Raw genomic sequence first — 21,827 nt, 5'->3', positions numbered from 1 at the left:
CCCCTCAGGCGTGTCCGGACCCGCGGGCTCAGCCCGCCAGCACCTCCAGCAGCCGGTCCACCTCGGCCGCCGTGTTGTACAGGTGGAACGAGGCGCGCAGGTTCCCGGCCCGCGCCGAGACGTAGACGTCCCGCTCGGCCAGCCGGGCCGCGGCGTCCCCGAGTCCCGGTACCGAGACGATCGCCGAACCGGGGGCGGCCACCGGGGTGTGGCCCAGTGCGGTGACCCCGGCGCGGAAGCGGTCGGCGAGCGCGCGGTCATGGGCGGCGATGGCCCCGGTGCCCAGCTCCTCGACCAGGGCGAGGGAGTGCCGGGCGGCCACGTAGGAGAACAGGCTCGGGCTCTCGTCGAAACGGCGCGCGGAGTGGGCCAGCTCGGCCACCGGTCCGTAGCAGCTGTCCCAGGGACGCTCCCCCGCGACCCAGCCCGCGAAGACCGGGGTGAGGCCGCCCAGGTCCTCGGGCACGGTCAGGAAGGTGACCCCGCGCGGACACATCAGCCATTTGAAGCCGACGGACACGGTGTAGTCGGCGTCGGCCGCGTCGACCGCCAGCCATCCGGCGGCCTGGCTGGTGTCCACCAGCGTGCGGGCGCCATGGGCGCGGGCGGCCGCGCGGATCGCCTCGAGATCGGCGATCCGGCCGTCCGCCGACTGGGTGGCGCTGACCGCGACCAGCGCGGTGCCGGGCCGTACCTCGTCCGCGATCTCCTCCAGCGGGACGGTGCGCAGCTTGAGGTCACGGCGTACGGCGAAGGGGTTGACCAGGGAGCTGAAGTCGCCCTCGACGGCCAGGACTTCGGCGCCCGACGGCAACGAGGCGGCGATCATTCCGGCGAAGACGGCGACCGAGCCGCCGGTGGCGACCCGGTCGGCCGGTACACCGACGATCCGGGCGTAGGCGGCGCGAGTCTCCTCGACGGCCTGGAAGGCCACGTCCGCGGCGGGGCCCCCGGCCGCCGCGTCGTCGAGGGCCGCCTTCATGGCGGCTACGGAGCGTGCGGGGATCAGACCGCTGGACGCGGTGTTGAGGTACGTCGTCTGTGGCGCGAACTCCGCGCCGGACAGGCTCTCCATGCCCATCCACTATGGGACGACCGCACCCCCACGTCCATTGCGCGTTGTTGACGCATGTCTTCAAGCGATCCTTATGGATCCCCTCTGACCTGCGATGTTCTCTCGGCGCCCGGGGAGGAGGGGGTGCGGACCGGTATCAGCCGGTCGGGTCCGGGCTCCTCTGCTCGCGGACGCCGTCGACCCGGCGGGGCAGCCCCAGCGGGTTGTCCTCGCGCAGCTCCGGCGGCAGCAGGGCGGCCGGGGTGTCCTGGTAGGCGACCGGCCGCAGCCAGCGCTCGGCGGCGGTGCCGCCGACGGACGTGGAGGTGGAGGTGGTGGCCGGGTAGGGGCCGCCGTGGTGCTGGGCGGGGGCGACGGCGACACCGGTGGGCCAGCCGTTGACCAGGACCCGGCCCGCGAGCGGGGTCAGCTCGGCCAGGAGGGCGGCGGCCCGGCCGTCCGGCTCCTCGGCCTCGGCGGCGGAGATCTGGACGGTGGCCGTGAGATTGCCCTGGAGCCGGGAGAGGACGGCGGTGATGTCGGCGTCGTCGTCGTAACGGGCGACCACGGTCACCGGGCCGAAGCACTCCTCCAGCAGGATGTCGTGCGGCCCCTCCTCGGCGAGCAGCCGCGCCGGGACGGTCAGGAAGCCCGCGCTGACCGTGTGCTCACTGCCCGCGCCCGGGGTGACCGGGGCCTTCACCTCCGGCAGCTCGGCGCGCTCGAGGATTCCGGCGAGGAAGGCGTCGCGCATCCGGTGGTCGAGCAGCACCCCGGGGTCGGTGTTGCTGACCGCGTCGGTGAGGGCGGTGACCAGCCGGTCGCCGGTCTCCCCCGCGGGCGCGAGGACAAAGCCGGGCTTGGTGCAGAACTGGCCGACGCCCAGCGTCATGGAGCCCGCGAGGCCCGCGCCGAGCTGCTCGGCCCGCTCGGCGGCGGCGGCCTCGGTGACCACCACCGGGTTGAGGCTGCCCAGTTCGCCGTGGAAGGGGATCGGCACCGGCCGGGCCGCGGCGGCGTCGAACAGGGCGCGCCCGCCGCGGATCGAACCGGTGAAGCCCGCGGCGGCGACCAGCGGATGGCGGACGAGGTCGAGACCGGCGTCGAAACCGTGGACCACGGCGATCAGTCCGGTGGGCAGACCGACCCGCTCGGCGGCGCGGCGCAGGGTGGCGGCGGCCAGTTCGGAGGTGGCGGGGTGGTCGGGGTGTGCCTTGACCACGACCGGGCAGCCCGCGGCCAGGGCGCTGGCGGTGTCGCCGCCGGGTACGGAGAAGGCCAGCGGGAAGTTGCTGGCGGCGTAGACGGCGACGACGCCGAGGGGGACCTTGTGACGGCGCAGATCGGGCCAGGGCGGGGTCTGCGCGGGGTCGGCGTGGTCGATGCGGATGTCCAGGAAGCCGCCGTCGTCCACCACGTCCGCGAAGGACCGCAGTTGGTAGGTGGTACGGGCGAGTTCACCGTTGAGCCGGGCCGGGCCGAGCGCGGTCTCCGCGTCGGCGGCCTCGACCAGGACGTCGCGCGCGGAGTCCAGGAGGCCGGCGGCGGTGCGCAGCAGGGCGGCGCGCGCCGTGCGGTCGGCGAGGGCGCCACGGGCCGCGTGGGCGGCCGACACCACGCGGTCCACCTCATCGGCGGTGGCCTCGACGGCCACCTGTTCCCGCTGCTTTCCGGTCCGGGGGTCGACGCTCCACACTGGTGCTGACACCGAGGGTTCCTCCTGCTGGGTATCCACTGCTCGCGCCTCGCGTCCCGACCGCTGTGCGATACGCGGAACGGCCCCCGGATGCTGCATTCCCCGGGACTCTATGACCGGCCGAACAGGGGGGTCAAGGCGGTGCCGACGCCCGTGCGAGGAGGACGCCGCACTCCCCCGCGCGGCGGATGCGGATCACCTCCGGAGGCGAGGCGCGCGGGGGCGGCGGGGCGGAACACTGGAGGACATGACCCGATCCCGATCCGTCCTGCGTGCCGTCGCCATCGTCTCCGTCCTGCCGTACATCGCGCTCAAGACGGCCTGGATGGCGGGCAGTCATCTCGGCATCCCCGAGGACAGCGCCCTGCTCGCCCCCGGACGGCGCACCACGATGCTCGTCATCAACGGTGTCACCCTCCTCATGGACGCCGCCGTCGTCGCCCTCGCCCTGCTGTTCACCCGGCCCTGGGGCAGGCGGGTGCCCGCCTGGCTGCTGGCCCTGCCGGTCTGGACCGCCTGTGGTCTGCTCGCCCCGATCATGATCGGCTTCCCGGCCCAGCTGGCGGCCCGTGCCGTCGGCCTCGGCGGGGGCCGTGCCGACGGGACCGACGGGCGGGGGGAGTTCCTGGCCGAATGGGTCTACGGCGTCGTCTACGGCGGATTCATCGTCCAGGGGCTCGCCCTGGGCGCCCTGTTCGTCCCGTACGCCCGCGACCGCTGGGGACATCTGTGGCGCGGCCGGATCGCCGATCTGCCCGAGCGGGGCCCGGCCCGTACGGCACAGCGCGTCACCGCCGTGCTCACCGCCGCGCTCCTGCTGCTGCCCGCCGCCGTGCACCTGCTCTGGGCCGCGGGTTCGGCCACCGGGCTGAGCGAGGACAGGGCCGGGCACCGGACCGGTGACTTCTACGTCCTGGAGGCGATGTTCGCGCTCTTCGCCCTGGTCACCGCCGTCTGCCTGCTCATGGTCGCCTTCCGCGCCGGAGGGCGGGTCCGGCTGGCCGTTCCGCTGGGCCTGGTCTGGATCGGATCGGGGGCGCTGGCCTGCTGGGGCGCCTGGCTGACAGTGGCCGGGCTGACGGCCGGGGAGGAGGCCGAAACCCCGACGGCGCTGATGGAGGTGACTTACGCTGGGCAGATGATCGTCGGGCTGCTGGTCCTCACGGCCGGTGCGTACTTCTTCGGCGCACGGCGGCACGCCGTCCGCGCGGCCCTCGCCGTGGAGTGCGGCACCCCGTGACCGGCGCGTGGCGGCGGCGGACGGCACGGGCGGCGCTGGGGCGGCGGACCCGGCTGCGGTGGGTGCATCTGATACTCGGCGGCGCCCTGTTGATGCCGTACTTCCTGCTGGCCACCGTGGTCCTGTCGGCGGTCTGGGGCGCCAACCCGTTCAGTTCGCTGAAATGGCAGCTCGCCGCCTACGCCGCCGCGCTGCCACCGGCCGCGGTCACCGCGCTCTTCCCGCTGGTGCGGACGCTGGAGGCGACCGCGGCGCGCTCGCTGTGCGGGCTGCCCGCGTCGGCCGAACTCGCCACCGCCCCCGCCACCTCCTGGGACGCCCGCAGCCGCACCTCCCTCTGGTACGTCCTGCACCTCGCGGTCGGCGGGCTGGTCAGCGCGGTGACGCTGTCCCTGCCGCCCGCCGCGCTGCTGCTGCTGTCGCTGCCGTTCGCCGATGCCTCCGAAGCCCGGGAGCTGGGCTGGCCGGCCGCATGGGACGGTGCCGTCCCGGTGGCCGCCCCAGCCGCCGGACTCCTGCTGCTGGCCGTGGTGGTGGCGATCGCGGTGGGCGCCGGGGCGCTGCTGGCCCGCTGCGCGCCCGGACTGCTCGGCGCGGTCCCGGCCGAACGACTGGCCGCCGCCGAGGCACGGGCGGCCCGGCTGGCCTCCCGCAACCGCCTCGCCCGGGAGCTGCACGACTCCGTCGGCCACGCTCTGAGCGCGGTGACCCTCCAGGCGAGCGCCGCCCGCAAAGTGCTGGACGCCGACCCGGAGTTCGCCCGGCAGGCCCTCGCGGCCATCGAGGAGACCAGCCGGGGCGCGGTCGGCGAACTCGACACCGTCCTCGGGCTGTTGCGGGACGGCGAGGACGGGGCCGCGGCGGCCACCGCCCCCTCCCCCACCCTCGCCGATCTGGAGGGGCTGCTGGACCTCACCCGCGCCGCGGGCATCCCGGTCGAGCTGACGGCGCCCGGCCCGCTCGGCACGCTGCCCCCGGTGGTCTCCCGCGAGGCGTACCGGATCGTGCAGGAGGGGCTGAGCAACGCGCTGCGCCACGCGGGCCAGGTGCCGGTGCGGCTGCGCATCACCTGGACCGCGGACGGGGACGGACCACGGAAGGAGCTGGAGATCAGCATGGAGAACCCGGTGGACGGCACCGCCCGGGAGCGGCGCACCGGCGGCGGCCGGGGACTGCGCGGGATCGCCGAGCGGACGGCACTGCTGCGCGGCGTCTGCACCTGGGGACCGGACGGCGAGGACGGCGAGGTGTGGCAGCTGACGGTCCGGCTCCCCCTGGAGGTCTCCCGGTGACCGCCCCGCGGCCCGCCCTGCGGGTGCTCCTCGCCGACGACGAGCGGATGGTGCGCACCGCGCTGCGCGCGATCCTCTCCAGCGAACCGGACCTGGAGGTGGTGGGCGAGGCGGGCGGCGGCACCGAGGCCGCCGAACTGGCCCTGCGGCTGCGGCCGGACGTGGTGCTGATGGACGTCCGGATGCCCGAGGGGGACGGCATCCGGGCCACCGAGGAGATCCTGCGCACCGTTCCGGAGCCGCCGCGCATCATCGTGGTGACGACCTTCGAGAACGACGCCTACGTGTACGACGCGCTGCGCGCCGGGGCCAGCGCCTTCCTGCTCAAGCGGTCCCGCGCGGAGGAGCTGGTGGAGGCGGTGCGGCTGGTGGCGCGGAGCGATTCGCTGCTGTTCCCCGCGGCCGTACGGGCGCTGGCCGCCGAGCACGCCGCCAGCCGCGCGGAGCCCGACCCCCGGGCCGCGCGGATCCTCGGCCGGCTCTCCGAGCGGGAGGCCGCGGTGCTGCGGCTGATCACCCGCGGGCTGACCAACGCCGAGATCGCCGAGCGGCTCGCGGTGGGCCCGGCCACGGTCAAGACCCACGTCGCCTCGGTCCTCGCCAAACTCGGCGTCCGCGACCGCACCCAGGCGGTCATCGCGGCGTACGAGTGCGGGTTCGTCACCCCCGGCTGACATCCGGCCCCGGGGGTGGTCTGCTGGGGAGGAGGGGGCGGGACGGCGAGAAGGGAAGCGGGATGGAGTACGCGCGGCTGGGCACCTCCGGTGTCAGGGTGTCCCGGATCTGTCTGGGCATGATGAGCTACGGCAGCCCCGACCACCGCCCGTGGCAGCTCGACATCGACGCGGCGCGGCCGATCGTGCGCCGGGCCGTGGAGGGCGGGGTGACCTTCTTCGACACCGCCGACATGTACGCCATGGGCCGCAGCGAGGAGATCACCGGCGAGTTGCTGCGCGAGCTGTTCCCCCGCCGGGAGGACTACGTTCTCGCCACCAAGGTGTACTCCCCGATGGGCCCCGGCCCCAACGACCGGGGGCTGTCGCGCAAGCACATCATGGCGGGCGTCGACGCGTCGCTGCGGCGGCTGGGCACCGACCACGTGGACCTCTACCAGATCCACCGCTTCGACCCCGGGACCCCGGTCGAGGAGACCATGGAGGCGCTGCACGACGTGGTGCGCGCGGGGAAGGCGCGGTACCTCGGGGCGTCGTCGATGTACGCGTGGCAGTTCGCCACGATGCAGTACACGGCCGCCGCGCACGGCTGGACCCGGTTCGTCTCGATGCAGAACCACTACAACCTGCTGTACCGGGAGGAGGAGCGGGAGATGAACCCGCTCTGCCTGGACCAGGGGGTCGGGGTGATCCCCTGGAGCCCGCTGGCGCGCGGTCTGCTCGCGGGCAACCGCGACCGGGACGGCTCCGGGCCCACCACCCGCGCGCGGAACGACCCGATGGTCGAGAAGTGGTACGCCGACGCCGAGTTCGACATCGTGGACGCCACCCGGGCGGTGGCCGCCGCACGCGGGGTGACCCCGGCCCAGGTGGCGCTGGCCTGGCTGCTGGGCAGGCCCGCGGTGACGGCGCCGGTGGTGGGCGCCACCAGAGCGGCGCATCTGGACGACGCGGTGGCGGCGGGTGAACTGGAGCTCGACGAGGCCGAGGTGGCCCGGCTGGAGGCGGCCTACCGGCCGCGTCCGGTCATGGGCCACGGCTGACCGCCGGGGTACCCGGTCACTTCATCGTCGAGCCGAGCGGCGTGCTGTCCATCACCACCAGGAAGCTGGTGACGGGCAGCGAGCCGTCCTGCCGCCGGGAGCCGTAGGCGGTGGTGGGGTCGGTGGTGACGAAGGGCGGTGAAGGCCGCGCGCCCGGCGTCCAGTTGTCGCCCTCGGAGACGGCGAACCGCCCCATGTCGGCCTTGTCCCGGCCGTTGGTGACCGACAGGTTGGACCGCAGCCGGGCGTGGGAGTCCTCGAGGTCGAAGCCGTCGCCCGCGTTGCCGAACGCGGTGCTGCGCTGGATGCGCAGATCGCCCTTGTTGCCGCCCGCGGTGAAGCCGCTCTTGCTGTTGCTCCAGGCCGCCGAGGTCCGTACGACATGGGCGGGCGAGGGCGCGGGGGTGTGGTCGGCGCCGAGCTGGAAACCGCTGCCGTCGCCGGTGAAGCCGGGGATCCGCCAGCGGTTCTCGCCGTTCCCCCACGCCCAGGAGTGCTCGATGGTGACGGGGCTGGACCACATCCACAGGTCCACGCCGTCATCGCTGTTGTGGAAGAGCCGGGAACCGGTGATCACATTGCCGGTGCCGGAGCCGTGGGTGATGGCTATGCCGTCGGCTCTCTGCCCCCCGGTGGCGTCGTCGTGGTTGTCGGAGGAGTCCAGGTTCCGGATGACGTTGTCGGTGGTCCCCGCGCCGCGCAGGGTCAGCCCGGTGTCGCCGTTGTACCGGGTGGTGAGGTTCTCGAAGACACCGCGGGAACAGGAGGTGCACACCAGCCCGCCACCGGGGGCGTTGCGCAGTTCGAGGCCGGAGATGGTCCAGTAGTCGGCGCTGAGGGCGACCAGGGCGGATCCGGTGCGCAGCCGGGAGCCGTCGAGCCGGACCTTCTCGCCCTCGTAGGGCCGCAGTTCGACCCGCTCGCGCGCGCTGCCGTCGACCGAGCTGCGCAGGGTCCGGGCCGGGTGGTAGGTGCCGCCGCGCACCTCGATGGTGGTGCCCGCCTCGGCGACCGAGAACGCCTTCTCCAGCGTCCGGAACGGTGCTGCGAGGGTGCCCGGTTCGCGGTCGCTGCCGCTGGGGGCGACATAGACGGTGCTGGGCACGGCCTGCGCGCCGTCCGGGGAGGCGGTGAGGTACACCCCCGCCACGGCCGATGCCACGATGACCGCGCTGCCCAACGGCAGCGTGCGGTCCTTGCGGCGGCGGTGGCGGCCCCGCTTTCGCCTCACCCTCATGGCAACTCCTGTTCGGCGTCGGGAGAACGGGCCGGGGGATCAGGACCGGTCGTTCCGTGGCGTAGTTGCCGACAGTCCAGATTAGGTCGCCGCCGTCTCGAGGATTCTTAGATTACGAAAATGAGCCGCCCTGGCGATAGGGTCCGGCAACTCTTGATCATTTTGTGGCCGATCCTGTTCGTCGTCGTCTGGGCCCTTATCGTGCTTCCGCGGCCCGCTCATAGGTCTGGATCGAGACGGTCTCACCGGCCTTGACGTCGGTGAGCCGGAAGCGGCGTGGCGCGAAGTCACCGCCGAACAGCGGGATTCCGGCTCCGACGGCCACCGGGTTGATCTTCAGTACCAGTTCGTCGATCTCCTCCGCCAGGGTGCGGGCCAGGGCGGCGCCGCCGCACAGGTAGATGTCCAGCCCCTCCTCGCGCTTCAGTTCACGGATCGCCCCCACCGGATCGTCGGCGATGAGCGTGACCGCCGGGTCCGGGCTCACGCCCATGGTGGAGGAGACCACGTACTGCCGCAGCCGCGGGTACTGGTCGGTGAGTCCGACACTCGCCCCGACCTCGTAGGTCGCCCGACCCGAGACCACGGTGTCGAACTTGACGTTCGCCACGTCGGGGCCGATCCCGAACGCCTCCAGGGCGGGCGCCGGAAGGGTCTCGGGGAAGTGCTCACGGATCAGATCGGTGTAGTCGCTGCCCGGACGGAAGAAGTCGTACGACCCGTCGGGCGCGGCGATGAACCCGTCCAGGGTGACCGCCACGTAGTAGACCAGCTTGCGCAACACATGCTCCTCGCTCGGGAAGACCTCAACAACTCCAGCTGAAGTACTTGGACTGTAGTACTCTGCCCGTAGTGGTTGCAAGACTCTTTTTCCGGCGGGCAACGGCAACGGCCCTTCAGGAACGGCCCTTCAGGAGGAGAGAGAAGCGATGAGCAGGAACCCGGCACGGCGCGCGGCCCTCGTCGACGCCGCCATCGAGGTACTGGCCCGGGAGGGCGCGCGGGGGCTGACCTATCGCGCGGTGGACACCGAGGCGGGCGTGCCCCCGGGCACGACCAGCAACTACTTCACCAATCGCGACGATCTGCTGAACCAGGTCGCGCCACGGGTCCACGAACGGCTGATCCCGGACCCGGACGCGCTGACCGAGACCATGAAGGCCCCCCGGGACGCGGCCCTGGAGACCGAACTGCTGCGGGACACCCTGGACCGGATCTCCCAGGACCGCAGCGGCTATCTGGCCCTGATGGAGCTGCGGTTGGAGGCCACCCGGCGGCCGGCGCTGCGCGAAGCGCTGACACGGACGATGAACGAGACCCTCGGGGCCAATATCCGCTTCCACCTGGACGCGGGGCTCCCGGGTGACGAGATGACGGTGGTGCTGCTCTATCTGGCGATGACCGGCCTGGTCATCGAGCAGCTCACCCTGCCGGAGGCGCTGGCGCCGTTCACCCCGGACGCGGTGATCGAGGCGCTGGCGGAACGTGCGCTGCCCCAGGGCCCGTAGACCCTGGGGCAGGTACCGCGAGAAGGACGCGCGGACCTCAGGGCTTGTAGACCTTGCCCGGCTCCGCCACGGCCGGAGCCAGCAACTGGCCCACGGTCACCACCGTGTAGCCGCGCTCCTTCAGCTCCTTGAGGATGCCCGGCACCGCCGGGACCGTGCCCTTGTAGATGTCGTGCAGCAGGATGACGCCGTCGCGTTCGGTCTGCTCCAGGACCCGCTCCTTGATCAGAGCGGAGTCATTGGTCTGGTAGTCCTTCGCGGTGACGCTCCAGAGCACCTGCGCCACCCCCAGCTCCCGGCTGATCTTCGAGACCCGCTCATCGGTGCGGCCCTGCGGCGGACGCATCAGCAGCGGGGTGCGGCCGGTCAGCTTCTTCACGGCCTTCTGCACCCGGTTGATCTCCGAGCGCACCTCATCGTCGTCGGAGTCGGTCAGGATCTTGTGCGACCAGGTGTGGTTGGCCAGTTCATGCCCCTCGTCGGCGATCCGCCGCACCAGGTCGGGATGTTTGTCGATGTGGTTCTTGCCGAGCATGAAGAACGTCGCGTGCGCCTTGTTCTTCTTGAGGGTCTCCAGCAGCCGGGGGGTGTTCTCACTGGGGCCCGCATCGAAGGTCAGGGCGACGCACTTGTCCTTGGAACAGTCGACGTGCTCCGAACCGTTCGTCGCGTCGAGCGTCGTGTTCTTCGCGTCCGCCTTCGCGTGCTGGTCCTCAGCCGCCTGCTCCCTGGCGCTGCGCGGCGCGGTCGTGTCATAGGAGGCGCCGCAGCCACTGAGGCCCAGCGCCAGCGTTATGGCCGTCGCCAGCCCGGTTATGCGGCCTATTCGCCTCATGAACATCCCCGTTTGATGAAGTTGTGCGCCGTATGCATGCGCCGAAGTGGTCGGCACCCCGTCAACCGACATGGAAAGGCGTGTCGTTGACAGGACACCTCAGGCACTCTACACCGGGTGTATACATCGCATGTATAGGGATTCACCTGGGACGGAGTCGCATCGCCATCCGCCCGCCTCGACCAGTGAGACGACGTAACCCCGGCCAGGGTTGCTCGGCGAACAAATCATTGGACACCCGGCGCGCGACGGCGAGACTGAAGCCGACCGGGATACCGCGCATCGCATCCACAGGAGGCCCAGCCCATGCCCGCCGCTCCCCGCACCGTCCTCCTCACCGGCGCCGCAGGCGGCATGGGCACATGGATGCGCGAACTGCTCCCGCAGTACGGCTATGAGCTGCGACTGCTGGACCTCGCCCCGGTTGCGGGCGCGCCGGACGCCATCACCGCCGACCTCGCGGACCGGGACGCGCTGCGCGAGGCGGCAGGGGATGTGGGCGCGATCGTCCATCTTGCGGGCATATCGGTGGAATCGACCTTCGAGAAGATCCTGCGCGCCAATATCGAGGGCACACACCATGTGTACGAGGCGGCCCGCGAGGCAGGTGTCCGCCGGGTGGTCTTCGCCTCCAGCAACCACGCGGTCGGCTTCACCCCGCGCCCGGCCGCCGACGGTGATCCGGCGATCCCCGTCCAGACCCGGCACCGGCCCGACACCTTCTACGGGCTGTCCAAGGCGTTCGGCGAGGACCTGGGCTCGTACTACTGGGACAAGTACGGCATCGAGACCGTCGCCATCCGCATCGGCTCCTGCGACCCGGAACCGACGACGGTGCGCGCACTGTCGACCTGGCTCAGCCCGGCCGACGCGGCCCGGCTGCTGCATGCCGCGCTGAGCGCGGAGGAGGTGGGCTTCCGGGTGGTGTACGGCAGCTCGGCCAACACCCGGCTGTGGTGGGACCTGTCATCCGCCTACGAGCTGGGGTACGAGCCCCAGGACGACGCGGAGGTCTATGCGGAGAAACTGATCGCGGAGCAGGGCGAGTTGGTGCCCGGAGATCCCCGCACCGACCGTCTCGGTGGGGACTTCTGCACCAACCCGCCCTTGTGGGACCGCTTCTAGTCGGCCGCGAACCCTACGAACGCGGCCCACGCGTCGGCCGTGAACGTGAGGACCGGGCCGGTGGTGTCCTTGGAGTCGCGGACGTGGATGGTGTCGGGGCAGGCGGCGACCTCGACGCACGCCCCGCCCTCACTGCCGCTGTAGCTGCTCTTGCGCCAATCCATGGCGACTTCGACGCAGTCTCCGCCCTCGCCGCCGCTATAGCTGCTCTTGAACCACACCTGCTCACCTATGCCGTTGCTCATAGCTCTCCCAGCAGCTTCTCAATGAAGGTTGCTGACTCCCGTGGCGTGAGAGCCTGCGCCCGGATGATCCCATACCGTGCAGCGATAGGGCGGACCTCTTCTCGGTCAGTCAGGAGCGTGCTGTGCCCTTGGCATTCCAGGTAAGCGAGTTGTTCGCTCCCCTTGGGTGTCATCAGGGTCAACGGCCCATCGCCGCCAGCATTGTCCTCTCGGCTAATGGGCATCACTTGGATCTCCACGTTGCGCTTCTCACCGATGAGGAGCAACTGCTCAAGTTGCCCACGCAGCACCTGCTTGCCGCCGAATGGCTTGCGCAGAACGGACTCTTCGATGACAAAGCCAAGGAGCGGTGCGGGACGGACACTGAAGATCGCCTGACGTTCCATCCGTGCGGCCACCCGCTGATCAACAGTGTCCTCGTCCAAAAGCGGGCGCCGCATGGTGAACATGGCTCGTGCGTACTCCTCGGTCTGCAGCAGCCCCTTGATCACGTGGGTGTCATAGGCGTACAGCTCAACCGCTTCGGCCTCCAGGCGCGCTGCATCGCGGAAGAACGCCGGATACCGCGCCAGCGCGGCTTCCTCCTTCATCGCCTTCAGCAGACCACCGGCCTCCAGCACGTCATCCGCCTTGTCGATCAGCTCCGGCTTGGGGATCCGCCGTCCACACTCGACCGACGCCACCTGTTCCGTGCTGTACCCCACGCGCGACGCCAGCTCCGCCTGGGTGAGCCCGGCGCGTTCGCGTAAGAGCTTCAGCTGCTTGCCGAAGCCCTTCAGGAACGCCGACCTTTCCGTCCCCGCCATCGTCAAGTCCCTCCCTCCGCACTTGGCGTGTCCGTACAGGGACTGTCCGTACACGCGCGCTTCCTGGTCAGGCTGGCACGGCACCGCGAGGCTCATACCCATGACGACCGAAAAAGCCCCCACACGGGGTACGGGAAAGGGACATTCCCCTTCCGTACCCGGCGAGTTCGCCATGCGCTTCACCTCGACCGCGCGGGGAGCGCGGCTGGCGCGGCGGCTCGTCTCCCACCGGCTGGCCCAGTGGGGGTACCCGTACGACTCCTGCCCCAACGAGACCGCGACCCTGATCGCCAGTGAGCTGGCGGCCAACGCCGTACGCCATGGACGCGTCCCCGGGCGGGACTTCCATCTGCGGCTGACCGCGCCGCCGTACACACGCGGGCCGATCCGGATCGAGGTGTCGGACACCCGCGCCGAGAAGCTCCCCACCCTGCGCCCGGCGGACCTCGATGCCGAGACCGGACGCGGGCTGTTCCTGGTGTCGCAGCTCGCGGAGCGCTGGGCGGTGGGCCCGCGGACCGGCGGGGCGCCGGGGAAGACCGTCTGGGCGGAGGTCTCGACCCGTCCGCGCCTGACGTCAGAGCCCGGCGCGCTCCAGGGCGGCCAGGGCCATCCGGCGCGAGACGGCGACGGGGTCGGCGAGGGCTGACAGCCCGTTGAGCACGGTGGCGCCCTCGTGGAGCAGCAGGAGTTCGTCGGCCAGTTCATCGGCGTCCGCCGCGCCCGCCTCCTCGCACAGCTCCCGCAGGTACCCCTGCAGCCAGTGCTTCTGGTCGGCGATCACGGCCCGCGCGGGGTGGTTCGCGTCCGGCAGTTCGGCGGCGGCGTTGACGAAGCCGCAGCCGCGCGGGTTCTCGCGGCGCATCCAGGCGGCGAGGGCGTCGAACGTCGCGAGGATGCGGTCCTGTGGGGGCGCGGCGTCGACCTGGGCGGTGAGCCAGGCGCGCCACCGCTCGTCGCGCTCCCGCAGATACGCGGAGATCAGCGCTTCCTTGGAGCCGAAGCGTTCATAGAGCGTCTTCTTGGTGACTCCGGCGTGCTTGGCGATCAGGTCCACGCCGACGGCGTTGATCCCGTGGCCGTAGAAGAGCTCGGCGGCCGAGTCGAGGACCCGGCGGGCGGCGGGCGTGAGCGCTTCCATCAGTGATCGCCTCCCGGTGGGGATGGACGGGGTAAACCGATCTGTTTAGTCTAGTACGGAGAGGAGTAAACAGATCGGTATACCCGTCCGGAAGCGAGGACAGCTCATGCCCGGCAGCGCGGCCACCTCCCTCGGCCTCGTCGTGATGTGGAGTTCCGGCTTCATCGGGGCGGAGCTCGGGACCCGGCAGACCACCGCGGACACCCTGCTGATGTGGCGGTTCATCGCGGCGGCCGGGCTGCTGGGCGGGGCCTGGCTGCTGCTGCGGCGGCGCGCGGTGCCGCCGCGGGCGGTGGCCGAACAGGCGGTGATCGGCGCACTGTCGCAGGGCGGCTACCTGGGCGGGCTCGTCTGGGCGGTGGGGCTCGGGGTGCCGGGCGGGACGGCGGCGCTGATCGCCGCGTTGCAGCCGCTGGCGGCGGGGGCGCTGGCCGGGCGGCTGCTGGGCGAGCGGGTGGCACCACGGCAATGGGCGGGGCTGGCGATCGGCCTGGCCGGGGTGGCGCTGGTGGTCCGGGACGACCTGAGCGCGGGTGCGGCGCCGGGTTGGGCGTACGGACTGCCGTTCGCGGCGATGGCGGCGCTGCTGGCGGCCAGCTTCCTGGAGCGGCGGGCGCGGATGCCGCTGGCCCCGGTGGACGCCGTCCCGCTGCACTGCGTGATCAGTGCCGTGCTGTTCACGGCAGTGGCGGCGGTGGGCGGACACGCCGCGCCCCCGGCGGGCGGCGCGTTCTGGGCGGCGGTGGCCTGGACCGTAGTGCTGTCCACCGTGGGCGGCTACGGCTTCTACTGGCTGAGCCTGCGGCGCAACGGGGTCACCCGGACCAGTGCGCTGATCTACCTCACCCCGCCGACCACGGCGGTGTGGGCGTACGCGATGTTCGGCGACGCGCCGGGCGCGCTCGCGCTGGCCGGGATGGCGGTGTGCGTGGCGGGGGTCGCGGCGGCCGCGACCGGCGGACCGCGCGGACGGAGCGCGGCGGGAGACGGATGCGGGAGGGTCCCGAAAACGGCACAGGTCAAGGAACCGTAAAGCGAGGACGTTCGTTACCCCGGTCATGACCGCAATGACTCCCGGCTCGAATCTGCCGCTCCCCGTCGCACGCGTCGCGGTGGACGTCACCGCCCCGGTGCGGCTCGACGTATCGGGCCTGCTGCTCACCGCCAACGGCAAGGTGCGCTCCGATGACGACTTCGTCTTCTACAACCAGCCGTCGGGCCCGGGTGTGACCCACCGCGCGGGCGCCGGGGGCGCGGGCGACACCATCACCGTCGACACCGCCGCCGTCCCCGCCGACATCGAGAAGATCGTGGTGACCGCGAGCCTGGACCAGCCCGGTGCGACCTTCGCGGGCACCGAGCCCACCGCCACGGTGCGCGGTGCCGATGACGGTGCCGTGATCGCCAGCTTCACCCCGCCCCAGCTCGGCACCGAGACCGCGCTCGTGGTGGTCGAGGTCTACCGGCGCAACGGCGCGTGGAAGGTCCGCGCGGTGGGCCAGGGCTATGCGAACGGGCTGGCGGGGATCGCCACCGACTTCGGCGTCTCGGTCGAGGAGCCCGCCGCGCCCGCCGCCCCCGTCGCGCCCCCGGTGCAGGCGCCGCCCGTACAGGCGCCCCCGCCGGCCGGGCCGCCCGCCGGGTTCGGCGCCCCGCCGCCGCCGATGCCGAGCGCCGCGCCGTCCGCTCCCCCGGCCGCCGCGCCCGCCGCCGGTGGCGCCGGTGGCGGCAAGATCAACCTGGACAAGGGGCGGGTCAGCCTCCAGAAGAACCAGACCGTCTCACTGGTCAAGGGCGGCCGTCCGCTGCTCACCTCGGTGAAGATGGGCCTCGGCTGGGAGCCCGCCTTCCGCAGCGCCGACATCGACCTCGACGCGTCCGTGATCGCCTACGGCGTGGACCGCAAGAAGATCGACGCCTGCTTCTTCGGCAAGCTGGCCATCGTCAACGGCGCGATCCAGCACTCCGGTGACAACCTCACCGGTGAGGGCGGCGGGGACGACGAGACGATCACCGTGCACCTGGGCGGGCTGCCGCCGGAGGTCACCGGGCTCGTCTTCACGGTCAACTCCTACTCCGGCCAGAAGTTCACCGACGTGGCGAAGGCGTACTGCCGTCTGATCGACGGGCAGACCGGCGAGGAGCTGGTCCGCTTCGACATCACGCACGCCGAGCCGCGCACAGGCGTGATGATGGCCAAGCTGGTCAAGCAGTTCTCGGGTGAGTGGGAGATGACCGCGCTGGGTGAGTACGTGGACTCACGCACCGTGCGCGGCATGGTCAAGCCCGCCGCGAAGGCTCTCTGAGACCGTCGTGGGAGCGGGCGTCGCCGTCGTCATTCCGGCCAGGCGGGCCAGCCGCCGGTAGGAGTCGAGCAGCGCCTCGCGGTCATGGGTGCTGGTGGTGACCAGCACCTCGTCGGCGCCGCTGCGCTCGATCAACGCGTCGAGCGCGGCGGCGACCTCGTCCTCGGTGCCGTGGAGCCGGCCACTCAGGCCCCGTTCGTAGAAGCCGCGCTCCTTCCCGGTCATCGTCCCGTTCCGCTCCAGGGCCTCGATCTCCCCGGGCGGGATCAGCGGCGGGAAGACGCCGTGGGTGCGGGAGTACGCCATCGCCCAGGCTTCGGGGAGCAGCAGGCGGTGGGCCTCCTCTGCCGTCTCCGCCACCGCGACATTGCCCGAGACGATCACATAGGGCTCGGCCGACCACACCGAGGGCCGGAAGCCGGTCCGGTAGCGCTCGATCGCGCGCAGCATGGTGTCCTCACCGCGGAAGTCGCCGATCACGAGGGAGAGTCCGGCCGCCGCGGCCACCTCCGCCCCGGCGCCGGTGGCCAGCACGAACGCCGGAAGCGTCAGCCCCTCGGCGGGATGGGCGTGGACCTGGGGATGGGCGGTCTGGTCCCCGGTGAAGTAGCCGAGGAGTTCGGCGAGCCGGGCGCCGAAGTCATCGACGTCGTCCCGGTCGGCGCCCAGGGCACGGCGTATGCCGTCGGTGAAGCCGACGGAGCGGCCCAGACCCATGTCGATCCGGCCCGGGAACAGCGACTCCAGCACGCCGAACTGCTCCGCGACGACGAGGGGGCGGTGGTTCGGCAGCATCACCCCGCCGGTGCCCACCCGGATCCGGCCGGTGGCCGCGGCCACGGCCGCCGCCAGCACGGTCGGCGCCGAACCGGCGACCCCGGGCACACTGTGGTGCTCCGAGACCCAGAAGCGGTGGTATCCGAGGGCTTCGGCCTGCTGGGCGAAGCGCACGGTGTCGCGGAGCTCCTTCGCCCTCTCCTGGCCCTGGCGGGTGCGGGAGCGGTCGAGGACGGAGAACCGGGTGGTGCGCAGGCGGTGGGTGCTCACGTACACGTCAACACGCGCGGGGCCGGAGGATTCCCGGCCCGAACGGGACGAGGCCGCCCCGGAAGCACGGTGCGCAGTGCTTCCGGGGCGGCCTCGTCAGGTGCGCGGTCCCCAGGTGCGGCGCAACCGCCCACCTGGACCGGGGGACGGATGTCAGGCGCGGGAACGGGCCTTGAACGCGGCCTTGCGGGCCTCCTTCCCGGCCTTCCTGTCCGGGTGGAGGCGGCCCATCGCCTCCAGCACGTCCGCGGTGGCCGGGTGGTCCACCCGCCAGGCCGTGTCGAAGAAGCTCCCCGACTGGTCGACCAGACCGCGCACCAGATCCCGCAGCTCGTCCGAGTCGTCCTCGGTCGCGAGCTGCGCGGCCAGGGTGTCCACCGTCAGCCAGAACACCATCTGCTCCGACGGCTCCGGCACCCCCGACGCGCCGTGCTCGGCCAGCCAGACCCGGGCCAGCCCGCCGAGGTGGCGGTCGTCCAGCACCTCGCGCAGCGCGGGTTCGGCATCCGCGCCGACCAGTGACAGCGTCTGCTGGCAGGTGAGACGGCGCAGCGGCGCGGACTCGTCGTCGCCGCGCGCGGCGGCCAGCAGTTCGCGGGCGGCCTCCTCCGGCGTACGGCGGGCGAGCCACTGCTCGGCCTCCGCCTGCGCGGCGGGCTCGGGGTGGCCGGGCAGGGCGTCCAGCAGCACGTCCGCGCCCTTGTCGGCGAGATCGCCGACGGCCGGGGCGTCGATGCCCGCCTCGGCCATCCGGGACCGCATGCCGTAGACGCCGAGCGGGGTGAGGCGCACCATGCCGTAGCGGGAGACGTCCTCCTCCTCGTCGTCGGCGAGCGCGGCGTCCGAGCTGTGGATGCGGCCCTCGCCGTCGACCTCCTCGATCAGCGCCTCGTCCACCGGCTGGTAGTCGATCAGCCCCATCAGTGCGAGCAGCCGGAACTGGTCGTCCAGCCGCATCATCGCCTCCGACACCTCTTCGAGGATGTCGTCGGTCGGCTCGTCCATGTCATCGGGGACGATCATGGAGGCGACCAGCGCGGGGAGCGGGACGGAGCTGGTGGCGGCGTCCTCGCCGAGGGCGGTGAGCATGTAGAGGTTGCCGAGGATCCCGTCGAGGAACTCGGCCTCCTCCTCCGGGTTCCAGTCGATCGAGTCCAGGTCGAGCTCGCCGCCCTCGGTGATCTGGTCGACGATGTCGGCGAGGTCGGGCGCGGCGGCGTCGGCGAGGACGGTCTCGAAGCCGTCGAGCCAGATGTCGAGGATGTCCCGCGGGCTGCCCTGGGTGATCAGGCGCAGCTCCTCGCCGGTGACGGCGGTGGCTCCGGCGGCCTCGGCGCCGTCCTCGGCCTCCTCCGCCCCCTCCTCCGCGTCTTCGCTCTCCTCGATCTCCACGAGCCCGGTGTCGACGGCGAGCTGCCACGCCTGGGCGGTGTACCCGGGGCCGTTCTCATCGGCGGTGAGGTCGAGCAGCTCGACGGCGGCGCGCAGATCGTCCCCCGGCAGGACGCCGCCCGAACCGACCGGCTTCCCCGGCTCGACCCAGCGGGCGAGCCGCACCGCGCGGGCGAGGAGCGGCGCGGCCAGCGCGTCCCGCGCGAGTTCCGCGTCGGTGCGCAGCCGCACGGGCGGCATGGTGGGGCGGTCTCCGGACATGGGCGGAGTCATCTCCTCGGGGTGCGGATGTCACGGGCACGGTAGGGACACGCGGCCGACCCCAGCGTAGACGGAACGTGCGACCAGTTTCGTCCCGATGTGGCCCCACGCCCCGGCAACCGGATGATTCAGCCAAGCCGGCCCCTCCGACCGAGCCTCCACCGGGCGCGGCCGCCCTCCCGCGGACGCCGTCCGCGAGCCTCCGCGGGGCGCGCGGCGCGCGAGCGGGACGCCCGGCACCGGAACGGCGCGCGGTCCCGGAGACCACGCACCACCACACCGTCGGTGTGCCCGCGCCGAGCCGACCACCACCGCACGGAGCCGGCCACCCACCCCGCGCGGCGCCTGGCGGCGGTGACCAGCGTCCACCCGGCGCGGCCCGCCCCCGTCCGGCCGCTCCCTCACCGGGCCGGACCCCAACCGCCGTACCGGCCACGGCTCGGGCAGCGGGTCGTCATGCCGCTCGACGAACGGTGGCGTCGCCTCGCCCCGGACTCCCGCGCGGGCGGCCCTACGCCGGGATGGTCGCGAGGCTGCGGCGGGCTGCCCACGGACATCGGCCGCGTCCCGGCGGAAGGGCCACACCCGGCCGCGTCCTGCCGGACCTGATCCGGACGGCACCGGACGCGGCACGACACGCGGCGCCTGGCGGCGGGGCCGGGCCCACCCGGCGGGGCCCGGCCGGGTGGCTCCTCCCGAGCAGGGCGGGCGCCCCCGGAACCAGCCGCATCCTCACCGATGCGGACGCCGAACGGCGCGCGGCGCCTGGTGGCAGGGGCAGCGCCCCACCGGCGCGGCCCGGCCGGAGCCGTGGACCCCGTCCGCCCGGCGCAGCCGAATCCGCACGCGAGCGGAGGTGCGGGTTGTCGGAACCCACATCCTCACCCCCGCATTCGGTGGGTTCATCCACACGCCCCGCCCCGTATACCCGACGTCCCTTGACAACTGCCCTGCCCAGGACTGACATTGACGCGCGTAGAGGCCCATTTTCCCTCTGTTCACTCCTTTCCGGAGGCCATCACCATGTCCCCACGCGCCCTGCGCGCACCTCTCACCGTCACCGCCGTCGTCGCCTCCGCGCTCGCGGCCGGGTTGCTCGTCGTGCCGTCCTCGGCCTCCGCCGCCGAGGTCCGGATCCATGACATCCAGGGCAGCACCCGGATATCCCCGCTGGCCGGGCAGAAGGTGACCGACGTCCCCGGCACGGTCACGGCGATACGTTCCTTCGGCTCCGCGCGCGGGTTCTGGATGCAGGACGCCAGCCCGGACAAGGACCGGGCCACCAGTGAGGCGATCTTCGTGTTCACCGGATCGACGACGCCCACCGTGGCCGTCGGCGACGCGGTCACGGTGTCCGGCACGGTGAGCGAGTACTACCCGGGCGGGGCCGACGCCGGGCTGCAGTCGATGACGGAGCTCACCAAGGCGACCTGGACGGTCACCTCCTCCGGCAACGAGCTGCCCGCCACGTTCCGCCTCAACGACTCCACCGTCCCCGGCCGGTACGCCCCCGAGGCGGCGGACGGCGGGGGCACCGAGGGCGGTGCGACCGGGTCCATCGAGGGGCTGACGCTGCGTCCGGGCTCCTACGCGCTGGACCTGTATGAATCCCTGGAGGGCATGCGGGTCGCGGTCAAGAACGCGCCCGTCGTCGGGGCGACCAGCACCTACAAGGACCTGTGGGTCACCGCCGAGCCGCGCCGCCACCGCACCGCGCGCGGCGGGGCGCTCTACGACTCCTACCGCGACCCGAACGCCGGGCGGCTGAAGGTTGCGTCCCTCCTCCCCTACGCCCAGCACCCCTTCCCCGTGGCGGACGTCGGCGACGAGCTGACCGGCGCCACCGAGGGCCCGCTCGACTACGACAACTTCGGCGGCTACACCATCGCGGCCACCGCCCTCGGCGAACTCGCCGACCACGGGTCGGAGCGCGAGCGGACCCGGCCGCAGACGTCGGACGAACTCTCCATCGCCACCTACAACGTGGAGAACCTCTCCCCCAAGACCGCGCAGACGAAGTTCGACCGCCTCGCCTCCGCCCTGGTCGGCAATCTCGCCTCGCCGGACATCGTGGCCCTGGAGGAGGTCCAGGACGACAACGGCCCCACCAACGACTCCGTCGTCGGCGCGAACGCCACCCTCAAGAAGCTCACCGAGGCGATCGCGGCGGCCGGTGGCCCCTCGTACGAGTGGCGGCAGATCGACCCCGTCGACGACCAGGACGGCGGCCAGCCCGGCGGCAACATCCGGGTGGCGTTCCTCTACAACCCGAAGCGGGTCTCGTTCACCGACATCCCCGGCGGGGACTCCACCACCCCGGTCCAGGTGGTGAAGAAGGACGGCAAGGCGTCGCTGTCGGCCTCCCCGGGCCGGATCGCCCCGGCCGACGAGGTCTGGAAGGCCAGCCGCAAGCCGCTGGTCGGGCAGTTCTCCTTCCGTGACCGCCCGGTCTACGTGGTCGCCAACCACTTCAACTCCAAGGGCGGCGACCAGGGCCTGGACAGCCGCTTCCAGCCCCCGGCCCGCTCCTCGGAGACCCAGCGCACCGGCCAGGCGAAGGCGGTGAACGGTTTCGTCAAGCAGCTGATGGCCGCCGACCCGAAGGCCGCCGTCGTGGTCGCGGGCGACCTGAACGACTACCAGTTCTCACCGGCACTGACCGCGCTCACCAAGGGCGGGGTCCTCACCGACCTGGTGAAGCGACTGCCGCGCGCCGAGCGCTACGGCTACGTCTACAACGGCAACTCGCAGGTGCTGGACCACATCCTCACCAGCCGCGCGCTGCGCCGCCCGGACTACGACATCGTGCACATCAACTCCGAGTTCGCGGACCAGTCCAGCGACCACGACCCCCAGGTCGTCCGCGTCCGCCCCTAGGGATCCGTAGGGATCCCACGGAACACGGCTGACTAGAGTGCTCCGGAG

Annotated in this window: 20 protein-coding genes; 10 read left to right on the top strand and 10 right to left on the bottom strand. The window is 72.3% G+C overall.

All coding sequences use genetic code 11. The annotated features are described in order from the left end of the window. Positions 1–28: 28 nt before the first annotated feature. Positions 29–1,075, bottom strand: a complete 1,047-nt coding sequence (locus AC07FT_RS29395) for an aminotransferase class V-fold PLP-dependent enzyme (RefSeq protein WP_479178976.1) — start codon at positions 1,073–1,075, stop codon at positions 29–31. 136 nt (positions 1,076–1,211) lie between these two features. Beyond that, positions 1,212–2,762, bottom strand: a complete 1,551-nt coding sequence (locus AC07FT_RS29390) for an aldehyde dehydrogenase (NADP(+)) (RefSeq protein ID WP_479178975.1) — start codon at positions 2,760–2,762, stop codon at positions 1,212–1,214. A 235-nt stretch (positions 2,763–2,997) separates the two neighbouring features. Here AC07FT_RS29390 and AC07FT_RS29385 point away from each other — a divergent pair, with 235 nt between their 5' ends. The 4 genes from AC07FT_RS29385 to AC07FT_RS29370 all read left to right on the top strand — a co-directional run bounded on the left by AC07FT_RS29385 (position 2,998) and on the right by AC07FT_RS29370 (position 6,999). After that, a complete protein-coding gene (locus AC07FT_RS29385) occupies positions 2,998–3,990 on the top strand; it encodes a hypothetical protein (RefSeq protein ID WP_479178973.1) in 993 nt (330 codons plus the stop codon). Beyond that, positions 3,987–5,282 carry a sensor histidine kinase gene (locus AC07FT_RS29380; RefSeq protein ID WP_479178972.1) on the top strand — a complete coding sequence of 432 codons (1,296 nt, stop codon included), beginning with the start codon at positions 3,987–3,989 and terminating at the stop codon, positions 5,280–5,282. The genes AC07FT_RS29385 and AC07FT_RS29380 overlap by 4 nt, the downstream gene beginning before the upstream one ends. Continuing rightward, positions 5,279–5,956, top strand: a complete 678-nt coding sequence (locus AC07FT_RS29375) for a response regulator transcription factor (protein ID WP_479178971.1) — start codon at positions 5,279–5,281, stop codon at positions 5,954–5,956. Before AC07FT_RS29380 ends, AC07FT_RS29375 begins: the two co-directional genes overlap by 4 nt. Before the next feature lie 62 nt (positions 5,957–6,018). Continuing rightward, positions 6,019–6,999, top strand: a complete 981-nt coding sequence (locus AC07FT_RS29370; protein ID WP_479178970.1) for an aldo/keto reductase — start codon at positions 6,019–6,021, stop codon at positions 6,997–6,999. Between the two features lie 16 nt (positions 7,000–7,015). Here AC07FT_RS29370 and AC07FT_RS29365 read toward each other — a convergent pair whose 3' ends face one another. Both AC07FT_RS29365 and AC07FT_RS29360 read right to left on the bottom strand, forming a co-directional pair. Next, a complete protein-coding gene (locus AC07FT_RS29365; protein ID WP_479178968.1) occupies positions 7,016–8,236 on the bottom strand; it encodes a right-handed parallel beta-helix repeat-containing protein in 1,221 nt (406 codons plus the stop codon). A 196-nt stretch (positions 8,237–8,432) separates the two neighbouring features. Continuing rightward, on the bottom strand, positions 8,433–9,020 hold the full coding sequence (locus tag AC07FT_RS29360; protein WP_479178967.1) for a dihydrofolate reductase family protein: 588 nt from the start codon (positions 9,018–9,020) through the stop codon (positions 8,433–8,435). A 145-nt stretch (positions 9,021–9,165) separates the two neighbouring features. Between AC07FT_RS29360 and AC07FT_RS29355 the strand changes: the two genes are divergently transcribed. After that, positions 9,166–9,744: a TetR/AcrR family transcriptional regulator gene (locus tag AC07FT_RS29355; RefSeq protein WP_479178965.1), complete on the top strand. Its 579-nt coding sequence runs from the start codon at positions 9,166–9,168 to the stop codon at positions 9,742–9,744. A 37-nt stretch (positions 9,745–9,781) separates the two neighbouring features. Here the strand turns inward: AC07FT_RS29355 and AC07FT_RS29350 are convergent, their stop codons facing one another. Then, on the bottom strand, positions 9,782–10,585 hold the full coding sequence (locus AC07FT_RS29350; RefSeq protein WP_479178963.1) for a polysaccharide deacetylase family protein: 804 nt from the start codon (positions 10,583–10,585) through the stop codon (positions 9,782–9,784). A 300-nt stretch (positions 10,586–10,885) separates the two neighbouring features. Between AC07FT_RS29350 and AC07FT_RS29345 the strand changes: the two genes are divergently transcribed. Continuing rightward, positions 10,886–11,704: an NAD-dependent epimerase/dehydratase family protein gene (locus tag AC07FT_RS29345; protein ID WP_479178961.1), complete on the top strand. Its 819-nt coding sequence runs from the start codon at positions 10,886–10,888 to the stop codon at positions 11,702–11,704. Here the strand turns inward: AC07FT_RS29345 and AC07FT_RS29340 are convergent. Both AC07FT_RS29340 and AC07FT_RS29335 read right to left on the bottom strand, forming a co-directional pair. After that, positions 11,701–11,949: a DUF397 domain-containing protein gene (locus tag AC07FT_RS29340; RefSeq protein WP_479178960.1), complete on the bottom strand. Its 249-nt coding sequence runs from the start codon at positions 11,947–11,949 to the stop codon at positions 11,701–11,703. The two genes, AC07FT_RS29345 and AC07FT_RS29340, sit on opposite strands and share 4 nt — an antisense overlap. Continuing rightward, positions 11,946–12,755: a helix-turn-helix domain-containing protein gene (locus tag AC07FT_RS29335; protein WP_479178958.1), complete on the bottom strand. Its 810-nt coding sequence runs from the start codon at positions 12,753–12,755 to the stop codon at positions 11,946–11,948. Before AC07FT_RS29335 ends, AC07FT_RS29340 begins: the two co-directional genes overlap by 4 nt. Positions 12,756–12,855: 100 nt before the next feature. On the opposite strand from AC07FT_RS29335, the gene AC07FT_RS29330 reads away from it, so the two are divergent. Continuing rightward, complete coding sequence (locus tag AC07FT_RS29330; RefSeq protein WP_479178956.1) at positions 12,856–13,404, top strand: ATP-binding protein; 549 nt, start codon at positions 12,856–12,858, stop codon at positions 13,402–13,404. Here AC07FT_RS29330 and AC07FT_RS29325 read toward each other — a convergent pair. Further along, positions 13,333–13,896, bottom strand: a complete 564-nt coding sequence (locus tag AC07FT_RS29325; RefSeq protein WP_479178955.1) for a TetR/AcrR family transcriptional regulator — start codon at positions 13,894–13,896, stop codon at positions 13,333–13,335. The two genes, AC07FT_RS29330 and AC07FT_RS29325, sit on opposite strands and share 72 nt — an antisense overlap. A 106-nt stretch (positions 13,897–14,002) precedes the next feature. Between AC07FT_RS29325 and AC07FT_RS29320 the strand changes: the two genes are divergently transcribed. Together AC07FT_RS29320 and AC07FT_RS29315 are read left to right on the top strand one after the other, a co-directional pair. After that, positions 14,003–14,929: a DMT family transporter gene (locus AC07FT_RS29320; protein ID WP_479178954.1), complete on the top strand. Its 927-nt coding sequence runs from the start codon at positions 14,003–14,005 to the stop codon at positions 14,927–14,929. 34 nt (positions 14,930–14,963) lie between these two features. Then, entirely contained in the window at positions 14,964–16,202 is a 1,239-nt protein-coding gene (locus AC07FT_RS29315; protein WP_479179009.1) for a TerD family protein, read from the top strand. On the opposite strand, the gene AC07FT_RS29310 is transcribed toward AC07FT_RS29315, so the two are convergent. Both AC07FT_RS29310 and AC07FT_RS29305 read right to left on the bottom strand, forming a co-directional pair. After that, a complete protein-coding gene (locus AC07FT_RS29310; protein WP_479178953.1) occupies positions 16,155–17,249 on the bottom strand; it encodes an MsnO8 family LLM class oxidoreductase in 1,095 nt (364 codons plus the stop codon). The genes AC07FT_RS29315 and AC07FT_RS29310 overlap by 48 nt on opposite strands. Positions 17,250–17,402: 153 nt before the next feature. Next, positions 17,403–18,902, bottom strand: coding sequence for a hypothetical protein (locus tag AC07FT_RS29305; RefSeq protein ID WP_479178951.1), 1,500 nt, complete (start codon positions 18,900–18,902; stop codon positions 17,403–17,405). 1,023 nt (positions 18,903–19,925) lie between these two features. Between AC07FT_RS29305 and AC07FT_RS29300 the strand changes: the two genes are divergently transcribed. Further along, positions 19,926–21,779, top strand: coding sequence for an endonuclease/exonuclease/phosphatase family protein (locus AC07FT_RS29300; protein WP_479178950.1), 1,854 nt, complete (start codon positions 19,926–19,928; stop codon positions 21,777–21,779). Positions 21,780–21,827 lie beyond the last annotated feature (48 nt).

Source organism: Streptomyces sp. NPDC045899 (assembly GCF_056431485.1).
Note: the sequence above shows the minus strand (reverse complement) of the source record. Positions and strands in the feature narration are given on the sequence as shown.

What these genes read in the sequence shown, in the direction of transcription:
- AC07FT_RS29395 (WP_479178976.1), bottom strand. Translation starts at nt 1,075, where the DNA reads ATGGAGAGCCTGTCCGGCGCGGAGTTCGCGCCACAGACGACGTACCTC.
- AC07FT_RS29385 (WP_479178973.1), top strand. Translation starts at nt 2,998, where the DNA reads ATGACCCGATCCCGATCCGTCCTGCGTGCCGTCGCCATCGTCTCCGTC.
- AC07FT_RS29370 (WP_479178970.1), top strand. Translation starts at nt 6,019, where the DNA reads ATGGAGTACGCGCGGCTGGGCACCTCCGGTGTCAGGGTGTCCCGGATC.
- AC07FT_RS29365 (WP_479178968.1), bottom strand. Translation starts at nt 8,236, where the DNA reads ATGAGGGTGAGGCGAAAGCGGGGCCGCCACCGCCGCCGCAAGGACCGC.
- AC07FT_RS29355 (WP_479178965.1), top strand. Translation starts at nt 9,166, where the DNA reads ATGAGCAGGAACCCGGCACGGCGCGCGGCCCTCGTCGACGCCGCCATC.
- AC07FT_RS29350 (WP_479178963.1), bottom strand. Translation starts at nt 10,585, where the DNA reads ATGTTCATGAGGCGAATAGGCCGCATAACCGGGCTGGCGACGGCCATA.
- AC07FT_RS29345 (WP_479178961.1), top strand. Translation starts at nt 10,886, where the DNA reads ATGCCCGCCGCTCCCCGCACCGTCCTCCTCACCGGCGCCGCAGGCGGC.
- AC07FT_RS29340 (WP_479178960.1), bottom strand. Translation starts at nt 11,949, where the DNA reads ATGAGCAACGGCATAGGTGAGCAGGTGTGGTTCAAGAGCAGCTATAGC.
- AC07FT_RS29335 (WP_479178958.1), bottom strand. Translation starts at nt 12,755, where the DNA reads ATGGCGGGGACGGAAAGGTCGGCGTTCCTGAAGGGCTTCGGCAAGCAG.
- AC07FT_RS29330 (WP_479178956.1), top strand. Translation starts at nt 12,856, where the DNA reads ATGACGACCGAAAAAGCCCCCACACGGGGTACGGGAAAGGGACATTCC.
- AC07FT_RS29325 (WP_479178955.1), bottom strand. Translation starts at nt 13,896, where the DNA reads ATGGAAGCGCTCACGCCCGCCGCCCGCCGGGTCCTCGACTCGGCCGCC.
- AC07FT_RS29320 (WP_479178954.1), top strand. Translation starts at nt 14,003, where the DNA reads ATGCCCGGCAGCGCGGCCACCTCCCTCGGCCTCGTCGTGATGTGGAGT.
- AC07FT_RS29315 (WP_479179009.1), top strand. Translation starts at nt 14,964, where the DNA reads ATGACTCCCGGCTCGAATCTGCCGCTCCCCGTCGCACGCGTCGCGGTG.
- AC07FT_RS29305 (WP_479178951.1), bottom strand. Translation starts at nt 18,902, where the DNA reads ATGTCCGGAGACCGCCCCACCATGCCGCCCGTGCGGCTGCGCACCGAC.
- AC07FT_RS29300 (WP_479178950.1), top strand. Translation starts at nt 19,926, where the DNA reads ATGTCCCCACGCGCCCTGCGCGCACCTCTCACCGTCACCGCCGTCGTC.